A 22,283-nucleotide genomic window follows, 5' to 3' on the forward strand; every position below is an offset into this window, starting at 1 on the left:
CATGCTGCTTTGGCTCGCACAGTACCTGCAGGACGATATCGGCGCATTCCGCGTCTTCACCTTCATTACATTTCGCGCGGTGTTCGCCACGATCACGGCGCTGGTGATCGGCCTCGTCGCCGGTCCCGCCGTGATCCGCAAGCTGACCGCGATGAAGTACGGCCAGGCCGTGCGTACCGACGGGCCGCAAACGCACCTGAAAAAACACGGCACGCCCACGATGGGCGGTGTACTGATCCTGATCGCGATCGGCGTCTCCACGCTGCTGTGGTGCGACTGGTCGAACCGGCTGATCTGGCCGGTGATCGTCGTCACGCTGGGCTTCGGCGCCGTGGGGTGGGTGGACGACTATCGCAAGGTGGTCAACCAGGACCCGGAAGGCATGCGCTCGGCCGAAAAATATTTCTGGCAGTCGCTGGTGGGCGTGGCCGCCGCGCTGTACCTGGCGTTTTCCGTGTCGGCACCCACGCCGGCCGAAGTGTTCAAGCTGTTCTTCCAGTGGGTGCAGTCGGGCTTCTCGATGGACCTGCCGCCGAAGGCCGACCTGATCGTGCCGTTCTTCAAGACCATCAGCTACCCGCTGGGCGTGTGGGGCTTCATCGCGCTGACCTATTGCGTGATCGTGGGTTCGTCGAACGCCGTCAATTTCACCGATGGCCTGGACGGGCTGGCGATCATGCCGACCGTGATGGTCGGTTCCGCGCTCGGCCTGTTCGCTTACCTCACCGGCAGCGCCACGTACTCGAAATACCTGTTCATTCCGCACATTCCCGGTGCCGGCGAACTGATCATCTTCGTCGGCGCGATGGCCGGCGCCGGCCTGGCCTTCCTCTGGTATAACACGCACCCCGCGCAAGTGTTCATGGGCGACGTGGGCGCGCTGGCGCTGGGCGGCGCACTGGGCACCATTGCCGTCATCGTGCGCCAGGAGATCGTGCTGTTCATCATGGGCGGCATCTTCGTCGCCGAAACGGTTTCCGTGATCATCCAGGTGGGCTGGTTCAAGTACACCAAGAAGCGCTATGGCCAGGGCCGCCGCGTGTTCCTGATGGCGCCTTTGCATCACCATTTCGAACAGAAGGGCTGGAAGGAAACCCAGGTCGTGGTGCGCTTCTGGATCGTGACGATGATGCTGGTGCTGGTGGGCCTGTCCACGCTGAAGCTGCGGTAACAACGGTTAGTAAACGATATAAGCGGTAATCAAAGATGATCTATAACGGCAAAATCGCGCTGGTGCTGGGCCTTGGCGAATCGGGCCTGGCCATGGCGCAGTGGCTCGCCCGCTGCGGCGCGCTGCTGCGCGTGGCGGATACGCGCGCCGTGCCGGACCGCCTGCCCGCGCTGCGCGAAGCGGTGCCCGGCACGCAGTTCATCTCCGGCCCGTTCGGTGCCGCGCTGCTGGACGGCGTGGACTTCGTTGCCGTCAGCCCCGGCCTGGCGCCGGACCGCGAACTGGCCGCCCTCCTGCCGGCCGCGCAGGAAAAGAACATCCCGGTCTGGGGCGAGATCGAACTGTTCGCCCAGGCGCTGGCCTGGCTGAAGGCCGATCGCGCCTATGTGCCGAAGGTCATCGCGATCACCGGCACCAATGGCAAGACCACCGTCACCACGCTGACCGGCCAGCTGTGCGAACGCGCCGGGCTGTCCGTGAAAGTGGCCGGCAACATCAGCCCCGCCGCGCTGGACGTGCTGCGCGAGGCGATGGACACCGACGGTCTTCCGCAAGCCTGGGTGCTGGAACTGTCCAGCTTCCAGCTGCACACCACGCACTCGCTGCAGGCCGATGCCGCCACGGTGCTGAACCTCACGCAGGATCACCTGGACTGGCACGGTTCGATGGAAGCCTACGCTGCCGACAAGGCACGCATCTTCGGCGAGCACACCGTACGCGTGCTGAACCGCGACGATGCGTGGACGATGCGCATGGCGAATGCGATCGGCACCACGGCTACCTTCGGCACGGGCGAGCCGGAAGGCCCGCACAGCTTCGGCCTCGTCAACGAGCGCGGCGTGTGGTGGCTGGCCACGGCCGAGCCGACGGACGACACCGAACCGGTGAAGAAGCGCCGCAAGAACGAGCCGGCGCCTGCCGTCGAGACCTATGTCAAGAAGCTGATGCCGGCCGATGCGCTGCAGATCCGCGGCACGCACAACGCCACGAACGCGCTGGCCGCGCTGGCGCTGTGCCGCGCGATCGGCCTGCCGTTCGCACCGCTGCTGCACGGCCTGCGCGACTACAAGGGTCAGCCGCACCGCGTGGAACTGGTGGCCGCCATCAACGGCGTCGAGTTCTACGACGACAGCAAGGGCACCAACGTGGGCGCCACCGTGGCCGCCATCGACGGCCTGGGCAAGAGTTTCGGCGGCGACAGCCAGCGCATCGTGCTGGTCGCCGGCGGCGATGGCAAGGGCCAGGAATTCGATCCGCTGGCCGGTCCCGTGTCGCGCTACGTGCGCGCCGTGGTGCTGATCGGCCGCGATGCGCCGGCCATCCGCGCCGCGCTGGGCGGCACGAACGTGCCGCTGGAAGATTTCGCGACGCTGGAAGAGGCAACGCAACGCGCCGCGGCGCTGGCCCATGCAGGTGACGCCGTGCTGCTGTCGCCCGCCTGCGCCAGCCTGGACATGTTCAGGAACTACGCGCACCGCGCGCAGGTGTTCATCGACACCGTGCGCGGCATCGCGCTCGATGCGGGACAGGAGATCTGATGGCCTTCCAGCTGCCATTCAAGTTCTCCGGCGGTGGGTCGGTCACCCCGATCGATATCCGTTCGCGCCAGTCGCGCATGATGGAGTACGACAAGCCGCTGCTGTGGGTGATCATCCTGCTGCTGCTGCTCGGCATGGTGATGGTGTACTCGGCGTCGATCGCCTTGCCCGATTCGCGCAAGTACGCGTCTTATTCGAGTTCGTATTTCCTGACGCGGCAAGCCACGTTCATCGCGATTTCCGGCGTGGTAGCGCTGGCGGCGTTCCGCATACCCGTCGCCACATGGCAACGCTGGGCGCCGTATCTGTTCATCGTCACGCTGTTCCTGCTCGTGCTGGTGCTGATTCCTGGCGTCGGCGTGGTCGTCAATGGCGGCCGGCGCTGGCTGTCGCTGAAGATCTACAACCTGCAGCCTTCCGAGCTGATGAAGCTGTTCATCGTGCTGTACGCGGCCGACTACACGGTGCGCAAGCAGGAATACATGCACAAGCTGACCAAGGGCTTCCTGCCCATGGCGATGGCCGTCGGCTTCGTCGGGCTGCTGCTGCTGCTGGAGCCTGACCTGGGCGCGTTCGGCGTAATCGTCTGCATCGCGATGGGCATCCTGTTCCTGGGCGGCGTGAATGCGATCTGGTTCGGCGGCATCGCCGGCATGCTGGTGACGATCTTCGTGTCGATCATCGCGCTGTCGAAGTTCCGGCGCGACCGTTTCTTCGCCTACCTGAACCCGTGGGAAGAGGAAAACGCGCTGAACAAGGCCTACCAGCTGACGCATTCGCTGATCGCATTCGGCCGCGGCGAGATCTTCGGCGTGGGCCTGGGCGGTAGCGTGGAAAAGCTCCATTACCTGCCCGAAGCGCATACCGACTTCCTGCTGGCCGTGATCGGCGAAGAATTGGGGCTGATCGGCGTGCTCGTTGTCATCGGAATGTTCTACTGGATCGTTAAACGCGCTTTCGAGATCGGCCGCCAGGCGATCGCCATCGACCAGACCTTCGCCGGCCTGGTCGCCAAGGGCATCGGTATCTGGATCGGCATTCAGACATTCATCAACATGGGAGTCAATTTGGGGTTGCTGCCCACCAAGGGACTGACGTTGCCGCTGATGAGCTATGGCGGCACCGGCGTGCTCGTCAACTGCCTCGGCCTGGCGATCCTGCTGCGTATCGATTATGAAAACCGCGTGCTGATGCGGGGTGGGCGCACATGACGACGCACATGAGAAAACTGGTCATCATGGCGGCCGGCACCGGTGGCCACATCTTCCCCGGCCTGGCGATCGCGCAGACCATGCGCGAGCGCGGCTGGGAAGTCACGTGGCTGGGCACATCGCACGGCATGGAAGGCGACCTGGTGCCGAAGGCCGGCGTGATGATGGACGTGATCCATTTTTCCGGCATGCGCGGCAAGGGCCTGGGCCACACAGTGTCCGGCGCACTGAAGATGCTCAAGGCATTCCGGGACTGCTACGGGATACTGAAGCGCCGCAAGCCCGACGCCGTGCTGGGCATGGGCGGTTACGTGACGGTACCCGGCGGGATGATGAGCAAGCTGCGCAACGTGCCGCTGGTGCTCGTCAACGCCGATGCCGCACTGCTGCTGTCGAACAGGACGCTGGCGCCCGTGGCCTCGAAGGTGTGCTTCGGCTTCCCGGCCGATTTCGGCCGCGCCGCCGGCAAGGCCATCGTCACGGGCAACCCGGTGCGCAAGGAAATCCTCGACCTGCCGGTGCCCGAGCAGCGTTTCGCCGGCCGCGAAGGCCCGTTGCGCATCCTCGTCGTCGGCGGCAGCCTGGGCGCGAAAGCGCTGAACGATGCGCTTCCGGCCGCGCTGGCGCTCCTCCCGGTCGCGGAACGTCCCCTCGTGACGCACCAGTCGGGCAAGAAGAACATCGATGCGCTGCGCGCCGGTTATGCGCAGGCCGGCGTGCAGGCGAACGTGGTGGACTTCATCGACGACATGGCCAGCGCGTATGCGCAGGCCGACGTGGTGATCTGCCGCGCCGGCGCCATCACGGTGTCCGAGCTGACGGCGGCCGGCGTGGCCAGCGTGCTCGTGCCGCTCGTGGCGTCGACGACCAGCCATCAGCGCGACAACGCGCAATGGATGCAGAAGCAGAATGCGGCGATCCACATGCCGCAAACGGAGCTGACCGCGCAGGGCCTGGCGGCGTTGCTGCAAACGCTCACGCGCAACGCCTGCCGCGGCATGGCCGTGGCGGCGCGGGCGGTGGGCAAGCGCGACGCGAACGACGCGATCGCGAACGTACTCGAACAACTGGCATAACCAGCAATTACTGGCAATCACTGGCAATAACGCGCATAAACGGCAGAGAAGAACGCAAACATGCAACACAAGGTCAAGAACATTCACTTCGTCGGCATCGGCGGCAGCGGCATGAGCGGCATTGCCGAGGTGCTGGTCACGCTCGGCTACAACGTCAGCGGCTCGGACCTGGGCAGCTCGGCTGTTACGCAGCGCCTGGCCGACATGGGCGCGCAGATATTCCAGGGCCACGCGGCCGAATACATCGGTGCCGCCGACGCGGTAGTCACATCCACCGCGGTCGCAGCGGACAATCCCGAAGTGGTGGCGGCCCGTGCGAAAAAAATCCCGATCGTGCCGCGCGCCGTGATGCTGGGTGAGCTGATGCGCCTGAAGCGCGGCATCGCGATTGCCGGCACGCACGGCAAGACCACGACCACGTCGCTGGTCGCTTCGGTGCTGTACCAGGGTGGCCTGGATCCCACGTTCGTGATCGGCGGCCGGCTTACCGCGGCGGGCGCCAATGCCAAGCTGGGTTCCGGCGAATACCTGGTGGCCGAGGCGGACGAATCGGATGCGTCGTTCCTGAACCTGGCGCCGATGATCGAGGTGATCACGAACATCGATGCCGACCACATGGAAACCTACGAGCACGATTTCGAGAAGCTGAAACAGGCATTCGTGCACTTCACGCACCGGCTGCCGTTCTATGGCCGCGCGATGCTGTGCATCGACGATCCGCACGTGCGCAGCATCCTGCCGCAGGTGACCAAGCCGGTCACCACGTATGGTTTCGCGGAAGATGCCGAAGTGCGCGCCGTGAACGCCCGTGCGGTCGGCACGCAGATGCATTTCACGGTGCTGCAGGAAGGCTTCCCAGACCTGGACGTGGTGCTGAACCAGCCCGGCATGCACAATGTGCAGAACGCCTGCTCGGCCGTCGCCATCGCGCGTGAAATCGGCGTCGAGGACAGCGCCACGCAGGCCGGCCTGGCCGGCTTCGCAGGCGTGGGCCGCCGCTTCACCAAATATGGCGAAGTAGCGATCCCGGGCGGCGGTACCTTCACGCTGGTGGACGATTTCGGCCACCACCCGGTGGAAACCGAAGTGACGCTGGCCGCCGCCCGCGCCGCATACCCGGGCCGCCGCCTGGTACTGGCGTTCCAGCCGCACCGCTACACCCGCACGCGCGACCTGTTCGAGGACTTCGCCCGCGTGCTGTCGGTGGTGGACCTGCTGGTGCTGGTCGAAGTCTATCCGGCCGGCGAGGCGCCGATCGTGGGCGCCGATGGCCGCTCGCTGGTGCGCGCGATCCGCGCGCGCGGCAAGACCGAGCCGGTCTTCGTCGAAACGATCGGCGAGGTACCGGAAACGGTGATGAACCTGGTACGGGACGGCGACGTGGTCCTGACGATGGGCGCGGGCGCGATCAGCGGCGTGCCGGCCAAACTGGTGAACTACAAAGCTTGAACGACAGGGCATGACCATGAGTATTTCGAAAGATGAAGCGCAAGCGTTCGGCAAGGTCGGCGTGCTGTTCGGCGGCAGGTCCGCCGAGCGCGAAGTGTCCATCATGTCCGGCAGCGGCGTGCTCGAAGCACTGCGCAGCCAGGGCATCGACGCGCACCCGTTCGATCCGGGCCAGCGTTCGCTGGGCGAACTGGAAGCGGAAAAATTCGACCGCGTGTTCATCGCGCTGCACGGCCGCTACGGCGAGGACGGCGCCCTGCAGGGTGCGCTGGAATTGCTGGGTATTCCGTACACGGGCAGTGGCGTGATGGCCAGCTCGATGGCGATGGACAAGATCACGACCAAGATCCTGTGGCTGAAAGCGGGCCTGCCGACGCCGGAATACGCGGTGCTGGACGATGGCGCCGACCTGGCCGCGGTGGCCGCGCAACTGGGCCTGCCGCTGATCGTGAAGCCGCCGCACGAAGGTTCGTCGATCGGTTTCTCGAAGGTCGAAGCCGTCGAGGACTTCCAGGCCGCCTACGACAAGTGCGCGCCGCTGGACGATTCGGTACTGGCCGAGTCGTTCGTGGCCGGGCGCGAGTTCACGGTGGCGGTGCTGGGCACCGGCGCCGGGGCGCGCGCGCTGCCGGTCGTGGAGATTGTGGCACCGAAGGGCAACTACGATTACCAGAACAAGTACTTCACCGACGACACGCAGTATTTCTGCCCGCCACAGCTCGACGAAACGGTGCAGGCCGAGATGCGGCGCATCGCCGTCGAGGCATACCGGGTGCTGGGCTGCGAGGGCTGGGCGCGCGTGGACGTGCTGCTGCGCGACAGCGACAACCGGCCATTCCTGCTGGAGGCGAACACGTCGCCCGGCATGACGAGCCATTCGCTGGTGCCGATGGCCGCGCGGGCCGAAGGCATGTCGTACGAAGCGCTGTGCGTGGAAATCCTGCGCACCGCGCGTTTGAAGATCAAGGGGTAACACGCGATGTGGCACGACGCAAAAGCCTTGAACGCAACCGCCAGCGGCATCGTCGCGCTGGTGTTTGCCGTTTGCGTCGCCGCCGGTATCTGGTGGATCGCGCACCGGCCGGTATTCGACCTGCGCACGATCCGTGTCGAAGCGATGGAGCGCGCCGAACTGCGCCACGTGAACCTGCTGACGCTGAAGAACGGCACGCAGGGCCGCATCCGCGGCAATTTCTTCACGGCGAACCTGGAACAGGTGCGCCAGGTATTCGAGGCCGTGCCCTGGGTGCGCCGTGCCACGGTGCGGCGCGAATGGCCGAACCAGCTGATCGTGGAAGTGGAAGAGCACGAGGCGCTGGGCACATGGGGCGAGGATGGCCGCCTGCTGTCGGTGAAGGGCGACGTATTTACCGCCAACCTGGCCGAGGCGGAAGAGGATCACGAACTGCCGCAGTTTTCCGGCCCGGACGGCAGCGAGAAGGAAGTGCTGTCGCGCTATGCGGAGCTGCGCAAATGGTTCGCGCCGGCGAAGCTCGTGCCGGCGGGCCTGGCCCTGTCGAGCCGCTATGCTTGGACGGTGACGCTGGAAAGCGGCGCCAGCGTGGCGCTTGGCCGGGAGCAGACGCCGACGATGCTGAAGGAGCGCGTGGCGCGGCTGATTTCCGTGTGGCCGCAGCTGGCCGCGCGCGTGCCGGACATCGAAACGATCGACATGCGCTACCAGAACGGACTGGCGCTGTCGGCCGCGGGGTTGAAGATACCGGCTGAAAAAGCAAAAAAATAAACAAAAAAACACGCTGAAGCAGTACAACGAATACATACGAGCAGATAATGACAAAAGACGCGAAAAACCTGATCGTCGGCCTCGACATCGGCACCTCCAAGGTGGTTGCCGTGGTGGCCGAGGTGATGGGCGATGGCCGCCACGAAGTGATCGGGCTGGGGCAGCACGAATCGAAGGGCCTGAAGAAGGGCGTGGTGGTGAACATCGAAGCGACCGTGGAATCCATCCAGCGCGCCCTCGAGGAAGCCGAGCTGATGGCCGACTGCAAGATCCGCAACGTGTATGCGGGCATCGCGGGCAGCCATATCCGCAGCTTCAATTCGAGCGGCATGGTGGCGATCAAGGAGAAGGAAGTCACGGCGACCGATGTGGCGCGCGTCATCGAAACGGCAAAGGCCGTTAACATCCCTACTGATCAGCAGCTGCTGCACACGGTGCCGCAGGAGTTCATCGTGGACAGCCAGGAAGATGTGCGCGAGCCGATCGGCATGAGCGGCATCCGCCTGGAAGTGAAGGTACATATCGTCACCGGCGCAGTGAGCGCGGTGCAGAACATCGTCAAGTGCGTGCGGCGCTGCGGGCTGGAGGTTTCGGACCTGATCCTGCAGCCCATGGCATCCGCGGATGCCGTGCTCACGCCGGACGAAAAGGAATTGGGTGTAGTGCTGATCGATATCGGCGGCGGCACCACCGACGTTGCAGTGTTCTCGGACGGCGCGATCCGCCATACGGCAGTGATCCCGATCGCCGGTGACCAGATCACCAACGATATAGCGATGGCCTTGCGGACGCCCACGTCCGAAGCGGAAGAAATCAAGATCCGCTACGGCGTGGCAAAGCAGGTGCTGGCAGATCCGGGGGAACACCTGGAAGTGCCGGGCCTGGGCGACCGCGGTCCTCGCAACCTGTCCCGCCAGGCGCTGGCTGCCGTCATCGAGCCGCGCGTGGAGGAACTGTTCGCCATGGTGCACCAGGTGGTGCGCGAATCCGGGTACGAGGGCGTACTCTCGTCCGGCATCGTGCTGACCGGTGGCTCTTCGATCATGCCCGGCATGGTCGAAATGGCGGAGGACATCTTCCTGAAACCGGCGCGCCTCGGCACGCCGGACTATCGCGGCCAGCTGGCCGACGTGGTGCGCAGCCCCCGCTATGCCACCGTGCTCGGTCTTTTGCTGGAAGCGAAGAAGCAGTATTTGCGCGGGCATATCGTGACGCGCCAGGACGGGTCCGTGAAGGCGGTCTGGCAACGCATGAAGGAATGGTTCCTCGGGAACTTCTGAGGTGGGCGGTTGCAGGCCTGCCGCCGCACGCGACAGCCTGAAATACACCCGAAACGGTAACAACAGGGTAAACTATTTTTATATATACGCAGTCTTCGACCCCCAGCCTCTACCGATATGAAGGCTGGCGCTCGAAGGGCGCTTTAACTAGGAGCACATCATGGAGTTCGATATGGTCGATAACGCATCACTGGGAACGGTGATCAAAGTGGTCGGTGTTGGCGGCGCGGGCGGTAACGCGGTGCAGCACATGATCAACAAGGGCATGAGCGGGGTGGAATTCATCGCCGCCAATACCGATGCCCAGGCGTTGTCGGCTTCCAAGGCCGACAACATCATCCAGATCGGCGAGACCGGCCTGGGTGCGGGCATGAAACCCGATGTCGGCCGCAAGCTGGCCGAGGATTCGCGCGCGCGCATCGAAGATGCGCTGCGCGGTGCCCACATGGTGTTCATCGCCGCGGGCATGGGCGGCGGCACCGGCACCGGTGCCGCGCCGATCGTCGCGGAAGTGGCGAAATCGCTGGGCGCGCTGACCGTTGCAGTCGTGTCCAAGCCGTTCTCGCACGAAGGCCAGAAGTGCATGGAGATCGCCGACGAAGGCCTGGAGCAGCTGTCGCAGAACGTCGACTCGCTGATCGTGATCCTCAACGAGAAGCTCGAAGAGATCTACGAAGACGAATCGCTGATCGAATGGCTGCAGCATGCCGACGATGTGCTGAACAACGCGGTGGCCGGCATTGCCGAGATCATCAACGTGCCGGGCCACATCAACGTCGACTTCAACGACGTGAAGACGATCATGGGCGAGCAGGGCAAGGCCATGATGGGTACGGCCACCGCCGCCGGCGTGGACCGTGCGCGCATCGCCGCCGAGCAGGCCGTGGCTTCGCCGCTGCTCGATGGCATCGACCTGTCCGGCGCGCGCGGCGTGCTGGTCAACGTGACCGCCAGCCGTGGCCTGAAGGGCAAGGAGATCAAGGAAGTGATGGCGGCCGTGCGCGCCTTCGCCGCGCCGGACGCATCGATCGCGCAAGGTATCGCCTACGACGATTCGATGGGCGATTCGATCCGCGTGACCGTGGTGGCAACGGGCCTGGGCAAGAACAAGAAGCACGTGCAGCTGGTGCCGCAGCAGATGCTGCGCACGGGCACGCACAACAACGGCCTGAACCCGCAAGCCGGAATGGGCGCTGCCGCCGCTTCGACAGCGATGGGCATGGGCGTTGCTGCCGGCCACAACTTCGAAGGCCAAAAGGCCCCGGCCGTGTGGCGCCGCGAATCGGCTTCCGAGCAGGTGCGCGCGATGGAAAAGAACGGCATGGAAACCTACGATATTCCGGCCTTCCTGCGCAAGCAGGCCGACTGACCCTGGTTGTTCCTGCGGAGTCCTGGTGGACTCCGCCACGCCGGCCTACGTGAGAGGGGCCGGCGCTTTCGAGCGGTTTCGCTCGCGCTCTGGCATACTTGCCGGAGCTGCCGCCTTGGGTGCACGCTTTGGTGTACTACCCCAGCGCGGTTTTTTTTTGCCTGCTCGGCTTTTTCATCTGCGTGCCGTCGCTGTTTTTTTACCCAATGACGGATTCTGGGTTTGCATCCAGCACGGCACGCAACGGTTCACAAGGAGATCACCATGACCATCAAGATCGGCGACAAACTGCCGGAAGGCTCGCTGTCCGAATTCATCGAAGTCGAAACCGAAGGCTGCTCGCTGGGCCCGAACACGTTCAACGTGCAGGAACTGGCCGCCGGCAAGAAGATCGCGATCTTCGGCCTGCCGGGCGCCTACACGCCCACCTGCTCGGCCAAGCACGTGCCGGGCTTCGTGCAGCACGCCGAGGCGTTCAAGGCCAAGGGCGTGGACGAGATCTGGTGCATCTCGGTCAACGACGCGTTCGTGATGGGCGCCTGGGGCCGCGAACAGAAGGCCACCAACATCGTGCGCATGATGGCCGACGGTAACGCCGCCTTCACGAAGGCACTGGGCCTGGATGCGGACTTCTCGAAATTCGGCATGGGCACGCGCTCGCAGCGCTACTCGATGCTGGTCGAGGATGGCGTCGTCACGCAACTGAACGTGGAGCAGGGCGGCAAGTTCGAAGTGTCGAATGCGGAGACGTTGCTGGGGCAGGTGTAAGCCAGGTCGGCCGGATAAAAATGCCGCGCGATTGCGCGGCATTTTTTTTATCGTGCACTACGACCGCCTCATCATCACGCAGCCTTCCTGCGTCGCGCCACGACACCCATCATTCCCAGGCCGCCCAGCAGCATGCCGTACGTGGCCGGCTCGGGCACGGCACTCACCACCGAACTGCCGCCAATGACGCCCTCGCTGTAGAGCGAGGCAACCGTGTCGCTGCCGGTCCAGTTCGAGAAGCTGACGGACAGTTGGCCATCCCAGTGCAGGCTGTCGCCGAGCACGTTGCCGGCATCGTCGATCCGGTAGCCGGCAACGAGTTCCTGGAACTGTTCGTCGATGACCCAGGCACCGTCGGCATCGAGCCCGTCGAATGCCATCAGGATGCGGCCCATGGCGCGTTCGGCGTTGCCGCCTGCATCCAGGCCGATCGTGGTCGCCACGTCGATGCTGGCGTCGAACGTCACCGTTACCTGCGTATTCGCCGCGACCTGCACGTTCATCGACGTGTAGGGCGCCGCCGTCGCGCCGTATTCGCCGTAGCCCATGGCGGAGCTGAGCGCCGCGCCATCGAGCGCGATGCCGGAATAGCCGACGATCGACGACTGCCCGGCGATCATGGCGGAGGAGTGCGAATACGCCGTGCCCACATCGGCGTGCAACTGGCTGGCGCCATGCGTGCCGATGCTGGCATAGGCGTCATTGCTGTAGCCGGGATCGAAGCTGGCGCTGCCGATGTTGAGATAGGGCTGGCTGCCATGCATCATCGTGGCCGATGCCGCGATGCCGTCGTTCAGGTCGAGGTAGGTCAGCGTGATCGTCACGCCGTTGATGTGCACGCTGCTGCTGGCGGCGGCGAACGCGCCGGTCGCGGCGAGCATGAGCGAAGAAGCAAGGATCAGGCGTTTCATGCGGCCTCCCTTGCCGCGCGGCGGCGGGCGATCGCGCCGACGAGGCCCAGGCCGCCCAGCAGCATCAGGCCGGTCGCGGGTTCGGGCACGGCGGAGACGGCCGTGTGGCCGAACGCACGGGTCTCTCCCGTGAAGACGCCGTCCACGCTGGCGCCGGTGGTATTGCTGAACGAGACCGACAGCAGGCCGGCCCACGATTGCGCATCGCCATGCACATTGCCGGCGCCATCGAGCGTGTAGCTGGCGGTGGCGAAATACTCGTCGTCGTCCCACACGAGCGTGCCGCCGCTGTCGAACCCTGCTGCGCCGAGGTAGACCAGCGCGCCGCCGGCTTCGTCCCAGCCGGTACTCGGGTCGCCGCCGGTCGATGTCGTGCCCTGTGCCCAGCCGCTGGCCGAGAAGTACACGGCCGTGTTGGCGGACAGCGTGAAGCCTGCCCATGCGCTCTGCGCCGCCACGTCGTACGAGCCGCGCGACGCGGGGCCGCTGCCGGCCTGGCCTTGCGCGGCCAATGCGGAGAAGCCCGCCCCGGCCAGGCCCGTGATGCTGCCGCTGGCCGAGGCCATGGGGGTGTCGCGTCCGGCGTTGACCGATGACGCCTGGCCGAAGCCCACGCTGCGGAATTCGCGGAAGCTTTCGTTATCAGCCGTCCACGAGCGCAGTTCGCCGCTGACCGTGCCGCCGCCGCTGTTACTACTATTGTCGCCCATATCCGGGGCAAAGACGATCGACGGCGCGATGCCATCGTCCGGTGCCAGGTCGACGAGCGTGATGGTGACCGCGCCGATGCCGCCCGCGCTCGTGGCGCTTGCGGCGGCGCCTTGCGCCATTCCCGCCAGCACCGATGCGGCCAGCAGGTGATATGCCAAGCTTTTCATTGAAACTCCTTTGGTTGCAGGAATTTCATTATGCGTAGCGGGAACGAGGCCAAGGGAGCGCTACCTCGACCGTTACAAAGTTATGTCAGGCAATAATTTTTGAGGGAAATTCGTCTATCCGGAGCGAAATTATCTGGACATACATGTAACGGGCGCAAGATCGACAGCGAAGCGTGCGGTGTAAAAGCCATTCCCCGTTCGGGTAGGTACTGCCGCACGGGACATTTAACGATCCTGCGATAAGGCAACGTTGTAGATTGGCTACGCCTGTTACAACTTATGGTGCCGCCTTCTTGCCCCGGCTGCGCTTCTTCGGCGCCAGCATGATGCCGGTGCAGTTCGGCGCGCCGCAACGGCATTCGAACGCCTTCTTCACGGCCTTGGTATGGCGCTCGTCGTAGATCAGGCCATAGTTGTAGCGCAGCTCTTCGCCTCGTTCGATGTCGCGCAGCGCATGGATGAAGACGCGGTCGTCTTCCTCCATCGCCTCGCAGTTCGGGTCGCACGAGTGGTTGATGAAGCGCGAGTCGTTGCCGCCGGCGCCGCCATCGATCAGCAGGCCGCTGTTCAGCGTGAAGAAGAACGTGTGGTTGATCGGGCCGCCCTTCTCGGCGGTGCGGCGGCATGTTTCATCCCAATCGACGATTTCGCCGGTGTATTCGATGATCCGGGTACCGGCCGGAATGGCGCGGCGGGCGAAGACACCCTTGCCGTGGATCGGCGAATCATGCACTTCGAAGACGGGAGAGGCTTTCGGTTTGTGGGTGGGCTTTGTCATTCGATCATGATACCGTGCAGCGAACGGGAACGCTGATACCGCTCACGGTTCGCGTGCGGGCGAATTACAATGGCCGGCTTACCTGCCACATGCCCGCCAAGGACCGCTTTTGAAACAGCACGCCAAGGAAAACCTGCACAGCATTTATGCGATGGTCATCGCCGTTGCGATGTTCTCGATCATGGACACGGCCATGAAATTGCTGGCTGCCCGCTACCCGGCGATGCAGGTGACGGTATTGCGCGCCTTTTCATCGATGCCGCTGGTCTGCGCCTATGTCGCCTACCGCGGCGGGTTCCGCGGCATCTTCAGGGTGCGCTGGCCGCTGCAGCTGCTGCGCGGCGCGCTGGGGATCGGCATGCTGACCATGTTTGCCTATGGCCTGAAAACGCTGCCGCTGTCGGAGGCGTATTCGGTGTTCTTCATCGCGCCTGCGCTGATCACGGCGCTGTCGGTGTTCATCCTGGGCGAGCGGGTCGACGCCATGCAATGGCTGGCGATCGGCGTCGGCCTGGTCGGCGTGCTCGTCGTGCTGCGCCCGGAGGGCACCAGCTTCATTTCCGTGGCCGGGCTGGCGATCCTGGGCTCGGCGGCATGCTATGCGGTGTCCGCGATCGCCAGCCGGATCCTGTCGCGCACCGATTCGAACGAACAGATCATGTTCTGGCTGCTGGTAATGATCGGCGGCGGCGCGCTGCCGCTGGCATGGCCGGCATGGGTGCCGCAGCAGTGGAGCGACTGGCCCGTGCTTGCCACGCTGGCGCTTTCCGGGTTCCTGGGCCAGCTGGCGATCACCAAGGCGTTCAGCATCGGCAAGGCGTCGATCGTGGCACCGTTCGAGTACACGGCGCTGGCGTGGGGCGTGGCGATCGACTGGGCGTTGTGGAGCACCTTGCCGGACCGGTGGACCCTGGTGGGCGCCGCGATCATCATCGGCAGCGGCATCTATCTCGTGCGCCGCGAGGCCGTGCACAGCGAGGCCGAACATCCCTGAGAACCGCATGTTGTCTGCGTTTTATCCCTTTTGGCATAGGGAACGCGGGGCGGGGAAAGCCGATATAATCGTGAAATGCTGAAACAACGAACCATCAAAGAACAGGTCCGCACCACGGGTGTCGGCGTGCACTCCGGCACCAAGGTCGAACTGACATTGCGCCCGGCGCCACCCGACACGGGCATCATCTTTTCCCGCGTCGACCTGCAGCCGCCCGTCGTGTTCCCGGTCGGCCCGATGGAAATCGGCGATACCCGCATGGCCACCGTGATGATCCGCGAAGGCGCCCGCGTGTCGACGATCGAACACCTGATGTCCGCCTGCGCGGGCCTGGGCATCGACAACCTGTACATCGACGTAACGGCCGAGGAAATCCCGATCATGGATGGCTCGGCGTCGTCGTTCGTCTACCTGCTGCAGCAGGCGGGCCTCGAGGAGCAGGCCGCGCCGAAGAAATTCATCCGCATCAAGCAGCCGGTCGAAGTGCGCGAAGGGCAGGGCGCGGGCGAGAAATGGGCGCGCCTGGTGCCGCACAACGGCTTCAAGCTGGACTTCTTCATCGAATTCAACCACCCGGCCGTCGATGGCACCGCGCAGCGCGCGCAGATCGATTTCGGCAGCCAGTCGTATATCCAGGCGGTGGCGCGGGCACGCACGTTCGGCTTCATGCAGGACGTGGAAATGCTGCGCGGGATCGGCCTGGCGCGGGGCGGTTCGCTGGAAAACGCCATCGTGATGGATGAATACCGCATCCTGAACCCGGACGGCCTGCGCTACGACGACGAGTTCGTGCGCCACAAGATCCTCGACGCGATCGGCGACCTGTATGTGATCGGCCACCCGCTGGTGTGCGCGTACGAAGCGCACAAATCCGGCCACGCGCTCAACAACAAGCTGCTGCGCGAGCTGCTGGCCAATCCGGACGCCTATGAATTCGTCACCTACGATTCGGCCGACGATGCGCCGCCATCGTATGCGCGGCAGCTCGAGCAGGAATGGGCGTATAACTAAGTAACTGCGCCAGGCAAGCTGCGTAAGCTGCGCCAGCTACTCGCGCTGGCCGGACAGCGATCCGGTCCCGGATTATCGCCGGTGCGCTACCAGGTTCTTCAAGGCGGCGATCAGCGCGGCATTCTGCTTCGTCGGCTCGAGCGTTTCGGACAGCTGTTCGAACGAATTCACGCCCACTTCGGGAATGACCAGCTGGCGCCGCTCGGGCTGCGGCGCGCTCATTGCCTTCATCATTTGCACCTTCAGGCGGATGTTGTCGATCTGCCACCCCTTGGCCGCGAGAGCTTCTTGCAGTTTTGGCAATTGCTGTTTAAGCTTGGCGGCGACCGACGTGTTCGGTGTCGACAACACCAGCTGGCCGGCCTCGAACGAAATGATGTCGCAGAAGCCGAACGCGGTCGGCAGGACTTTCGCGCAGTCCTGCTGTAACCGCGCCATGCGCTGCACGGCCGGCAGCAGCGGCGCCAGGCGGTCGTTGCGGCGCAGGAAGTCCGTGGCATCCAGGGCATTCCGGTTCTGGCGGGGCGGATTGAAGGTGTTGAATCGCATGCGCGAAACATAGCATAGGCGCGCCATGCGCGCAGCATCGCGGCGGTGCGGCGGCGCTGAGGCGGCCGCCGGGGCAAACAATCGGGCAAGGGGTTCGTTCCCTGTTGGCTATTGTCTTTCCGGCAGCCATCCCAATGTACCCCCGTGCTAAAATCACAGGTCTTTTTGCCACAGGCTCTGGGCGAGGTCGCGAAGCGAGCTTTTTTTAAACGGCGTTTATTCAAGAATTCAAGCATGTCCTTACTGACCGCGATTTTCGGCAGCCGTAATCAACGGCTGCTCAAGCAATACCAAAAAACCGTCAAAGCCATCAACGCTCTCGAACCCGAGTACGAAAAGCTGTCGGACGCCGAATTGCAGGCGAAAACGCCCGCCTTCAGGGAGCGCGTGGCGGCTGGCGAAGCGCTGGACGATCTGCTGGTCGAAGCGTTCGCCGTGTGCCGCGAAGCGTCCAAGCGCGTCTTCAAGATGCGCCACTTCGACGTGCAGCTGCTGGGTGGCATGGTGCTGCATTACGGGAAGATCGCCGAGATGCGCACCGGTGAAGGCAAGACGCTGACCGCAACCCTGCCGGCCTACCTGAACGCGCTGTCCGGCAAGGGCGTGCACATCGTGACCGTCAATGATTACCTGGCCCAGCGCGATGCCGAAACGATGGGCAAGCTGTACCGCTGGCTCGGCCTGACCACGGGTGTCAACCTCGGCCAGATGGAGCACTCGGTCAAGCAGCAGGCCTATGCCTCGGACATCACCTACGGCACCAACAACGAATTCGGTTTCGACTACCTGCGCGACAATATGGTGTTCGATATCCGCGACCGCGTGCAGCGTGGCCTGAACTACGCGATCGTCGACGAAGTCGACTCGATCCTGATCGACGAGGCCCGCACGCCGCTGATCATTTCCGGCCAGGCCGAGAACCACACGGACCTGTACCACAAGATCAACGAAGTACCAAAGCTGCTGACCCTGCAGATCGGCGAGGAAAAGCCGGACGGCAAGGGCACGGTCGAAGTGCCGGGCGACTACACGAAGGACGAGAAGGCGCACCAGGTGCTGCTGACCGAGGCCGGTCACGAAAACGCCGAAGCGATCCTCACGAAGATGGGCTTGCTGCCGGAAGGCGCTTCCCTGTACGACGCCGCCAACATCACGCTGGTGCACCACCTGTATGCCGCGCTGCGCGCGCACGCGCTGTACCACAAGGACCAGCACTATGTGGTGCAGAACGGCGAAGTGGTGATCGTCGATGAATTCACGGGCCGCATGATGACGGGCCGGCGCTGGTCCGACGGCCTGCACCAGGCCGTGGAAGCGAAGGAAGGCGTCAAGATCCAGAACGAGAACCAGACGCTGGCCTCGATCACGTTCCAGAACTACTTCCGCATGTATGCCAAGCTGTCCGGCATGACCGGTACCGCCGACACGGAAGCATTCGAATTCCAGGACATCTACGGCCTCGAGACCGTGGTGATCCCGCCGAACCGCCCGTCCGCCCGCAAGGACAAGCAGGACCAGGTGTACAAGTCGGCGCAGGAAAAATACCAGGCGATGGTGACCGACATCCGTGACTGCTACGACCGCGGCCAGCCGGTGCTGGTGGGTACCACCTCGATCGAGAACTCGGAACTGCTGGCATCGATCCTCGACAAGGCCAAGCTGCCGCACAACGTGCTGAACGCGAAGCAGCACGCCCGCGAAGCGGAGATCATCGCCCAGGCGGGTTCGCCGAAAGCGATCACCATCGCCACCAACATGGCTGGCCGTGGTACCGATATCGTGCTGGGTGGCAGCCTGGAGAACCAGATCAAGCTGCTCGAGGCCGATGCGAACCTGTCGGAAGCCGACAAGGAAGCGAAGATCAAGCAGCTGCGCGACGGCTGGCAGGCGTTGCACGAGCAGGTGGTGGCGGCCGGCGGCCTGCACATCATCGGCACCGAGCGCCATGAGTCGCGCCGGGTGGACAACCAACTGCGCGGCCGTTCCGGCCGCCAGGGCGATCCGGGCTCGTCGCGCTTCTACCTGTCGCTCGACGATCCGCTCCTGCGCATCTTCGCCGGCGACCGCGTGCGCGCGATCATGGACCGCCTGAAAATGCCGGAAGGCGAGCCGATCGAAGCCGGCATCGTCACCCGCTCGATCGAATCGGCGCAGCGCAAGGTCGAGGCCCGCAACTTCGACATCCGCAAGCAGCTGCTCGAATACGACGACGTGTCCAACGACCAGCGCAAGGTGATCTACCAGCAGCGTAACGAGCTGCTGGAGGCGAACGAGATCGCCGAGATGATCCAGAACCTGCGCCACGGCGTGTTCACCGATCTCGTGCGCCAGTACGTGCCGGAAGAATCCGTGGAAGAGCAGTGGGACGTGCCGGCCCTGCAGGCCGCGCTGGCGTCCGAATGGAACATCGATGTGCCGCTGGCCGAGGCGCTGGAGAAGGAATCGAACCTGACCGACGAGGATCTCGTCGAGCGCGTGGTGGCCGCGGCGGACGAGCAGTACAACGCCAAGGTCGGCATCGTCGGCAAGGAAGCATTCGGCGGCTTCGAGCGCAGCGTGATGCTGCAGTCGGTGGACACCCACTGGCGCGAACACCTGGCCGCGCTGGACCACCTGCGCCAGGGTATCCACCTGCGCGGCTATGCGCAGAAGAACCCGAAGCAGGAATACAAGCGCGAAGCGTTCGAACTGTTCGCCCAGATGCTGGACCTGATCAAGAACGAAGTGGTGCGCCAGGTGATGACGGTGCGCATCCAGTCGCGCGAGGAAGTGGAAGCGGCCGAAGCGGCAATGGCCGTCACGCACCTGGAAAACGTCTCGTTCCAGCACGCCGACTTCGATCCGAGCGCGGCGCCGGAAGAACTGCTGGCGCCGATCGCCCAGCCGGCCGGCCCGGATGCGCAACTGCAGATGGGGCCGAAGGTCGGCCGCAACGATCCATGCCCTTGCGGCAGCGGCAAGAAGTACAAGGCTTGCCACGGCAAGCTGGCTTGATGAAAAACCGGGGCGCACCCCGGTTTTTTTTTCGCTTGATTTTTCGATCCGTCGAGGAAGCCCTGGCATGACGAACGAAGCCGCCGGCAAGATCCTGGCGATACGCGATGCGCAATCCACCGATCACAGCGCCCTGGCGCGTTTGCTGCACCAGCTGGGATACGAATCGACGCCCGCCCAGGTCGGCGAAAGGCTGCAGGCGCTGTCGTCCAGCCCCGCCGACCGGGTGCTGGTGGCGGAGCTGCAAGGTGAAGTCGTTGGCAGCATCAGCCTGCACGCGCTGCCGCTTTTCCACACCGCTGGCCAACTGGGGCGCATCACCAGCCTGGTTGTCGACGAGCGGTGCCGGGGCCAGGGAATCGGCGCCGCGCTGATCGCCGCGGCGGAGCGCTGGTTCGCGGCGGTGGGCTGCGTGAAACTGGAAGTGACGAGCAGCGATCGCCGGCTCGATGCGCACCGCTTTTACGAGCGGCATGGTTTTTCGCGGGATGGGCAACGGTTGGCCAGGGGTATCCGCCTGTAGGGCGCGGCAACGAAAAAAGCCCGGCACATGGCCGGGCTTTTCAGGAGTGCACGAAGCAGCTTACTGCAGCGTCAGGATGACCTTGACGGTATCGTCGACGGCCGACTTGTCGATATACCCGATCGCTTTCGGATCGTCGGCAACGGCCTTCTTCACGTCGGCGTTCGACTTGAACTCTTTCGGCGCCTGCGCCTTGCCGGTAAAGACCAGTTTCGACCAGATGGCTTTCACCTGGGCGGCGTCCTTGTCGGTCACCTTCTTGTAGAACTCGTTGCGGATCGCCGAGCCGTCGGCCTGGTCGACCGGCGTGAACATCGTCGATTTGCCGAGGAAGAACTGGGCCGCCTGTTCGGAGAACATGCGGGTGGCCGGGTTCTTCGCGCTGACGATGACCACGGTCTCGGCAAATGCCGAGGAAGGCAGGACTGCGGCCGCCGCTGCGAGGGAGGCGATGACCAGGGAAATGGTGATCTTTTTCATGTGCATTCCTTAGAAAACGAAGTCCACGCCGGCGGCGACCACGGTGACATTCTTGCCGACACCGGCAGGGGTCACGTCGGACAGGAAGCCGTTCTTGGCGCCCGGCTTCACGCGGTCGACCTGCACCTTCAGTGCGGCCGAGGAAGCGAAGTCCCAGCGCACGCCGACCAGGTTGGACGACTGGCTGCCTGCAGCCAGCAGGTTCTTCACGCCGGTATTGAGCGCCGGAACGCGGGCCAGCGCTGCCGGTACGGCAACGGTCGAACCTTTGCCGTCGTACTTGGCATGCGCGAAGTAAGGCAGCACCTTGCCGAAGCGGTAGCCCACCATCGTGTACCACGCATTGCTGTCCGACAGGTAGACAGGATCCTTGGCGCGGCGCATGCCGAATTCCGACTGCACCACGATGTTGTTCCAGTCGGCCATCAGGCCAACGGACGTGAAGGCGACACGCTTGTAGTCGGCGATCGTGATGTCGTCGGCCAGCTGGTTGAAGCCCAGCGAACCCAGCGTGTCCGTCAGAGCGTTGATCGGCTTCACGTCGGTGGCCTTCAGCTTGCCCTGGGCATGGGCGAAGCGCAGCGTGACGGGGCCATGCTCGGCGCTGACGGCGAAGCCGGCCACCGGCGCCTGGTAGCGCGGTTCCGTATGGTTACTCGATACATAGGACTTGCCGCGGGCGATGCCCACGAAGGCTTGCGCCGTCACGTTGGTGTCGCCAAAGGAACGCTGCCAGTTCACATCGACGCCATCCGCGTTCTCGATGAACATCTGGCCGTACATCTCGACCGGCGGACGCATCATCGTGTTTGCATAACCCACGTTCTGGTAGTCGGAGATCAGGAACGCCGGCACCACGATGCGGCCTGCGCGGAACGATACTTGGTCGTTCAGCTTGTACTTGACGAACGCCCATGCCAGCTCGGTCGTGAAGCTGTCGCCGGTCGATTTGCGCGACAGGATCTGCGTGGTGGCGGACAGCTTGTCCGAGAACGTGTAGGTCGCCTGCAGGCCCAGGTTCGAGTCCAGGCCGAACGTGTTCGTGCCGGCCGTGCCTTCACGCTGGTTGGCGCGCGTGAAGCGTGCATCTTCCGTATTGCTCTTGGCGGCGGCCAGCGTGCCGAAGCCGCTGACGTTCAGGTTCTCGCCGATGGCGACAGCGTTGGCGGTGCCGGTTTGCATCAGGCACAGTGCGCCCAGGACGAATGCTGCTGACAGTTTCATTTTCATGCTGAAGAGGTCCGATTCAATGATTGTTTTGTATGGGGTATTGCGTATCGCGAGGCCGCTGCGGAGATAGGGGAGCGGCGCTTTGTTCACGACAGACTGCATGCGGTCTCTACCTTATGGGATATTGCCGCTTGGCACCAAATTTAATTGCTGCGAAGATATACAATATGAAAGTTACTGTCGTTTTTTGTGAACTTTTCGCGGCATCGACACCGGTTCACGACACGTTTTCTACTCAAAAATACAAGGCCCTGTATGCGGACCGGGTACCGGCCGACACCTGTTGTCACAGGTATTACAATAGGGGTTTCACCAACCGCACGAGAACA

20 protein-coding genes are annotated in these 22,283 nt (G+C 64.0%); 14 read left to right on the forward strand and 6 right to left on the reverse strand.

Annotation, left to right across the window (positions count from 1 at the left end; genetic code table 11):
• Position 1: 1 nt before the first annotated feature.
• From mraY to ACY65G_RS13175, 10 genes are all read left to right on the forward strand, one after another.
• Positions 2-1,171, forward strand: a complete 1,170-nt coding sequence (gene mraY, locus ACY65G_RS13130; RefSeq protein WP_130186074.1) for a phospho-N-acetylmuramoyl-pentapeptide-transferase — start codon at positions 2-4, stop codon at positions 1,169-1,171.
• Positions 1,172-1,206: 35 nt separating this feature from the next.
• Positions 1,207-2,709 (forward strand): UDP-N-acetylmuramoyl-L-alanine--D-glutamate ligase, encoded by a 1,503-nt coding sequence (murD, locus tag ACY65G_RS13135; protein ID WP_464997804.1) that lies wholly within the window; start codon positions 1,207-1,209, stop codon positions 2,707-2,709.
• Positions 2,709-3,920 (forward strand): putative lipid II flippase FtsW, encoded by a 1,212-nt coding sequence (gene ftsW / locus ACY65G_RS13140; protein WP_464997805.1) that lies wholly within the window; start codon positions 2,709-2,711, stop codon positions 3,918-3,920. Before murD ends, ftsW begins: the two co-directional genes overlap by 1 nt.
• An 8-nt stretch (positions 3,921-3,928) precedes the next feature.
• Positions 3,929-4,996 carry an undecaprenyldiphospho-muramoylpentapeptide beta-N-acetylglucosaminyltransferase gene (gene murG / locus ACY65G_RS13145; protein ID WP_464997806.1) on the forward strand — a complete coding sequence of 356 codons (1,068 nt, stop codon included), beginning with the start codon at positions 3,929-3,931 and terminating at the stop codon, positions 4,994-4,996.
• A 60-nt stretch (positions 4,997-5,056) separates the two neighbouring features.
• Positions 5,057-6,445 carry a UDP-N-acetylmuramate--L-alanine ligase gene (gene murC / locus ACY65G_RS13150; protein ID WP_464997807.1) on the forward strand — a complete coding sequence of 463 codons (1,389 nt, stop codon included), beginning with the start codon at positions 5,057-5,059 and terminating at the stop codon, positions 6,443-6,445.
• 16 nt (positions 6,446-6,461) lie between these two features.
• Positions 6,462-7,418, forward strand: a complete 957-nt coding sequence (locus ACY65G_RS13155; protein WP_464997808.1) for a D-alanine--D-alanine ligase — start codon at positions 6,462-6,464, stop codon at positions 7,416-7,418.
• Positions 7,419-7,424: 6 nt separating this feature from the next.
• Positions 7,425-8,189, forward strand: coding sequence for a cell division protein FtsQ/DivIB (locus ACY65G_RS13160; protein ID WP_464997809.1), 765 nt, complete (start codon positions 7,425-7,427; stop codon positions 8,187-8,189).
• A gap of 47 nt (positions 8,190-8,236) precedes the next feature.
• On the forward strand, positions 8,237-9,469 hold the full coding sequence (gene ftsA, locus ACY65G_RS13165) for a cell division protein FtsA (protein WP_131147587.1): 1,233 nt from the start codon (positions 8,237-8,239) through the stop codon (positions 9,467-9,469).
• Positions 9,470-9,629: 160 nt separating this feature from the next.
• Positions 9,630-10,838 (forward strand): cell division protein FtsZ, encoded by a 1,209-nt coding sequence (gene ftsZ, locus ACY65G_RS13170; protein WP_464997810.1) that lies wholly within the window; start codon positions 9,630-9,632, stop codon positions 10,836-10,838.
• Between the two features lie 264 nt (positions 10,839-11,102).
• Positions 11,103-11,606, forward strand: coding sequence for a redoxin family protein (locus ACY65G_RS13175; protein WP_464997811.1), 504 nt, complete (start codon positions 11,103-11,105; stop codon positions 11,604-11,606).
• 74 nt (positions 11,607-11,680) lie between these two features.
• Here ACY65G_RS13175 and ACY65G_RS13180 read toward each other — a convergent pair whose 3' ends face one another.
• From ACY65G_RS13180 to ACY65G_RS13190, 3 genes are all read right to left on the reverse strand, one after another.
• A complete protein-coding gene (locus ACY65G_RS13180; protein ID WP_464997812.1) occupies positions 11,681-12,517 on the reverse strand; it encodes an FxDxF family PEP-CTERM protein in 837 nt (278 codons plus the stop codon).
• Entirely contained in the window at positions 12,514-13,395 is an 882-nt protein-coding gene (locus tag ACY65G_RS13185) for a PEP-CTERM sorting domain-containing protein (RefSeq protein WP_464997813.1), read from the reverse strand. Before ACY65G_RS13185 ends, ACY65G_RS13180 begins: the two co-directional genes overlap by 4 nt.
• A 277-nt stretch (positions 13,396-13,672) precedes the next feature.
• Positions 13,673-14,173, reverse strand: a complete 501-nt coding sequence (locus tag ACY65G_RS13190; protein WP_464997814.1) for an SET domain-containing protein — start codon at positions 14,171-14,173, stop codon at positions 13,673-13,675.
• Positions 14,174-14,324: 151 nt separating this feature from the next.
• Between ACY65G_RS13190 and ACY65G_RS13195 the strand changes: the two genes are divergently transcribed.
• Both ACY65G_RS13195 and lpxC read left to right on the forward strand, forming a co-directional pair.
• The gene (locus tag ACY65G_RS13195) at positions 14,325-15,167 is read left to right on the forward strand and encodes a DMT family transporter (protein WP_464998024.1); all 843 of its coding nucleotides are present in this window, start codon (positions 14,325-14,327) and stop codon (positions 15,165-15,167) included.
• Between the two features lie 75 nt (positions 15,168-15,242).
• Entirely contained in the window at positions 15,243-16,178 is a 936-nt protein-coding gene (gene lpxC, locus ACY65G_RS13200) for a UDP-3-O-acyl-N-acetylglucosamine deacetylase (RefSeq protein ID WP_464997815.1), read from the forward strand.
• A gap of 72 nt (positions 16,179-16,250) precedes the next feature.
• Here lpxC and ACY65G_RS13205 read toward each other — a convergent pair whose 3' ends face one another.
• Entirely contained in the window at positions 16,251-16,727 is a 477-nt protein-coding gene (locus ACY65G_RS13205) for a DciA family protein (RefSeq protein ID WP_464997816.1), read from the reverse strand.
• A 234-nt stretch (positions 16,728-16,961) separates the two neighbouring features.
• Here ACY65G_RS13205 and secA point away from each other — a divergent pair, with 234 nt between their 5' ends.
• Positions 16,962-19,721: a preprotein translocase subunit SecA gene (gene secA / locus ACY65G_RS13210; protein WP_464997817.1), complete on the forward strand. Its 2,760-nt coding sequence runs from the start codon at positions 16,962-16,964 to the stop codon at positions 19,719-19,721.
• A 67-nt stretch (positions 19,722-19,788) separates the two neighbouring features.
• On the forward strand, positions 19,789-20,244 hold the full coding sequence (locus tag ACY65G_RS13215; RefSeq protein ID WP_464997818.1) for a GNAT family N-acetyltransferase: 456 nt from the start codon (positions 19,789-19,791) through the stop codon (positions 20,242-20,244).
• Between the two features lie 60 nt (positions 20,245-20,304).
• Here ACY65G_RS13215 and ACY65G_RS13220 read toward each other — a convergent pair whose 3' ends face one another.
• Both ACY65G_RS13220 and ACY65G_RS13225 read right to left on the reverse strand, forming a co-directional pair.
• A complete protein-coding gene (locus ACY65G_RS13220; RefSeq protein ID WP_464997819.1) occupies positions 20,305-20,724 on the reverse strand; it encodes a type 2 periplasmic-binding domain-containing protein in 420 nt (139 codons plus the stop codon).
• A 9-nt stretch (positions 20,725-20,733) separates the two neighbouring features.
• Positions 20,734-21,948 (reverse strand): porin, encoded by a 1,215-nt coding sequence (locus ACY65G_RS13225; protein WP_464997820.1) that lies wholly within the window; start codon positions 21,946-21,948, stop codon positions 20,734-20,736.
• Between the last annotated feature and the right edge of the window lie 335 nt (positions 21,949-22,283).

Source organism: Pseudoduganella sp. jia 12, assembly GCF_055502675.1.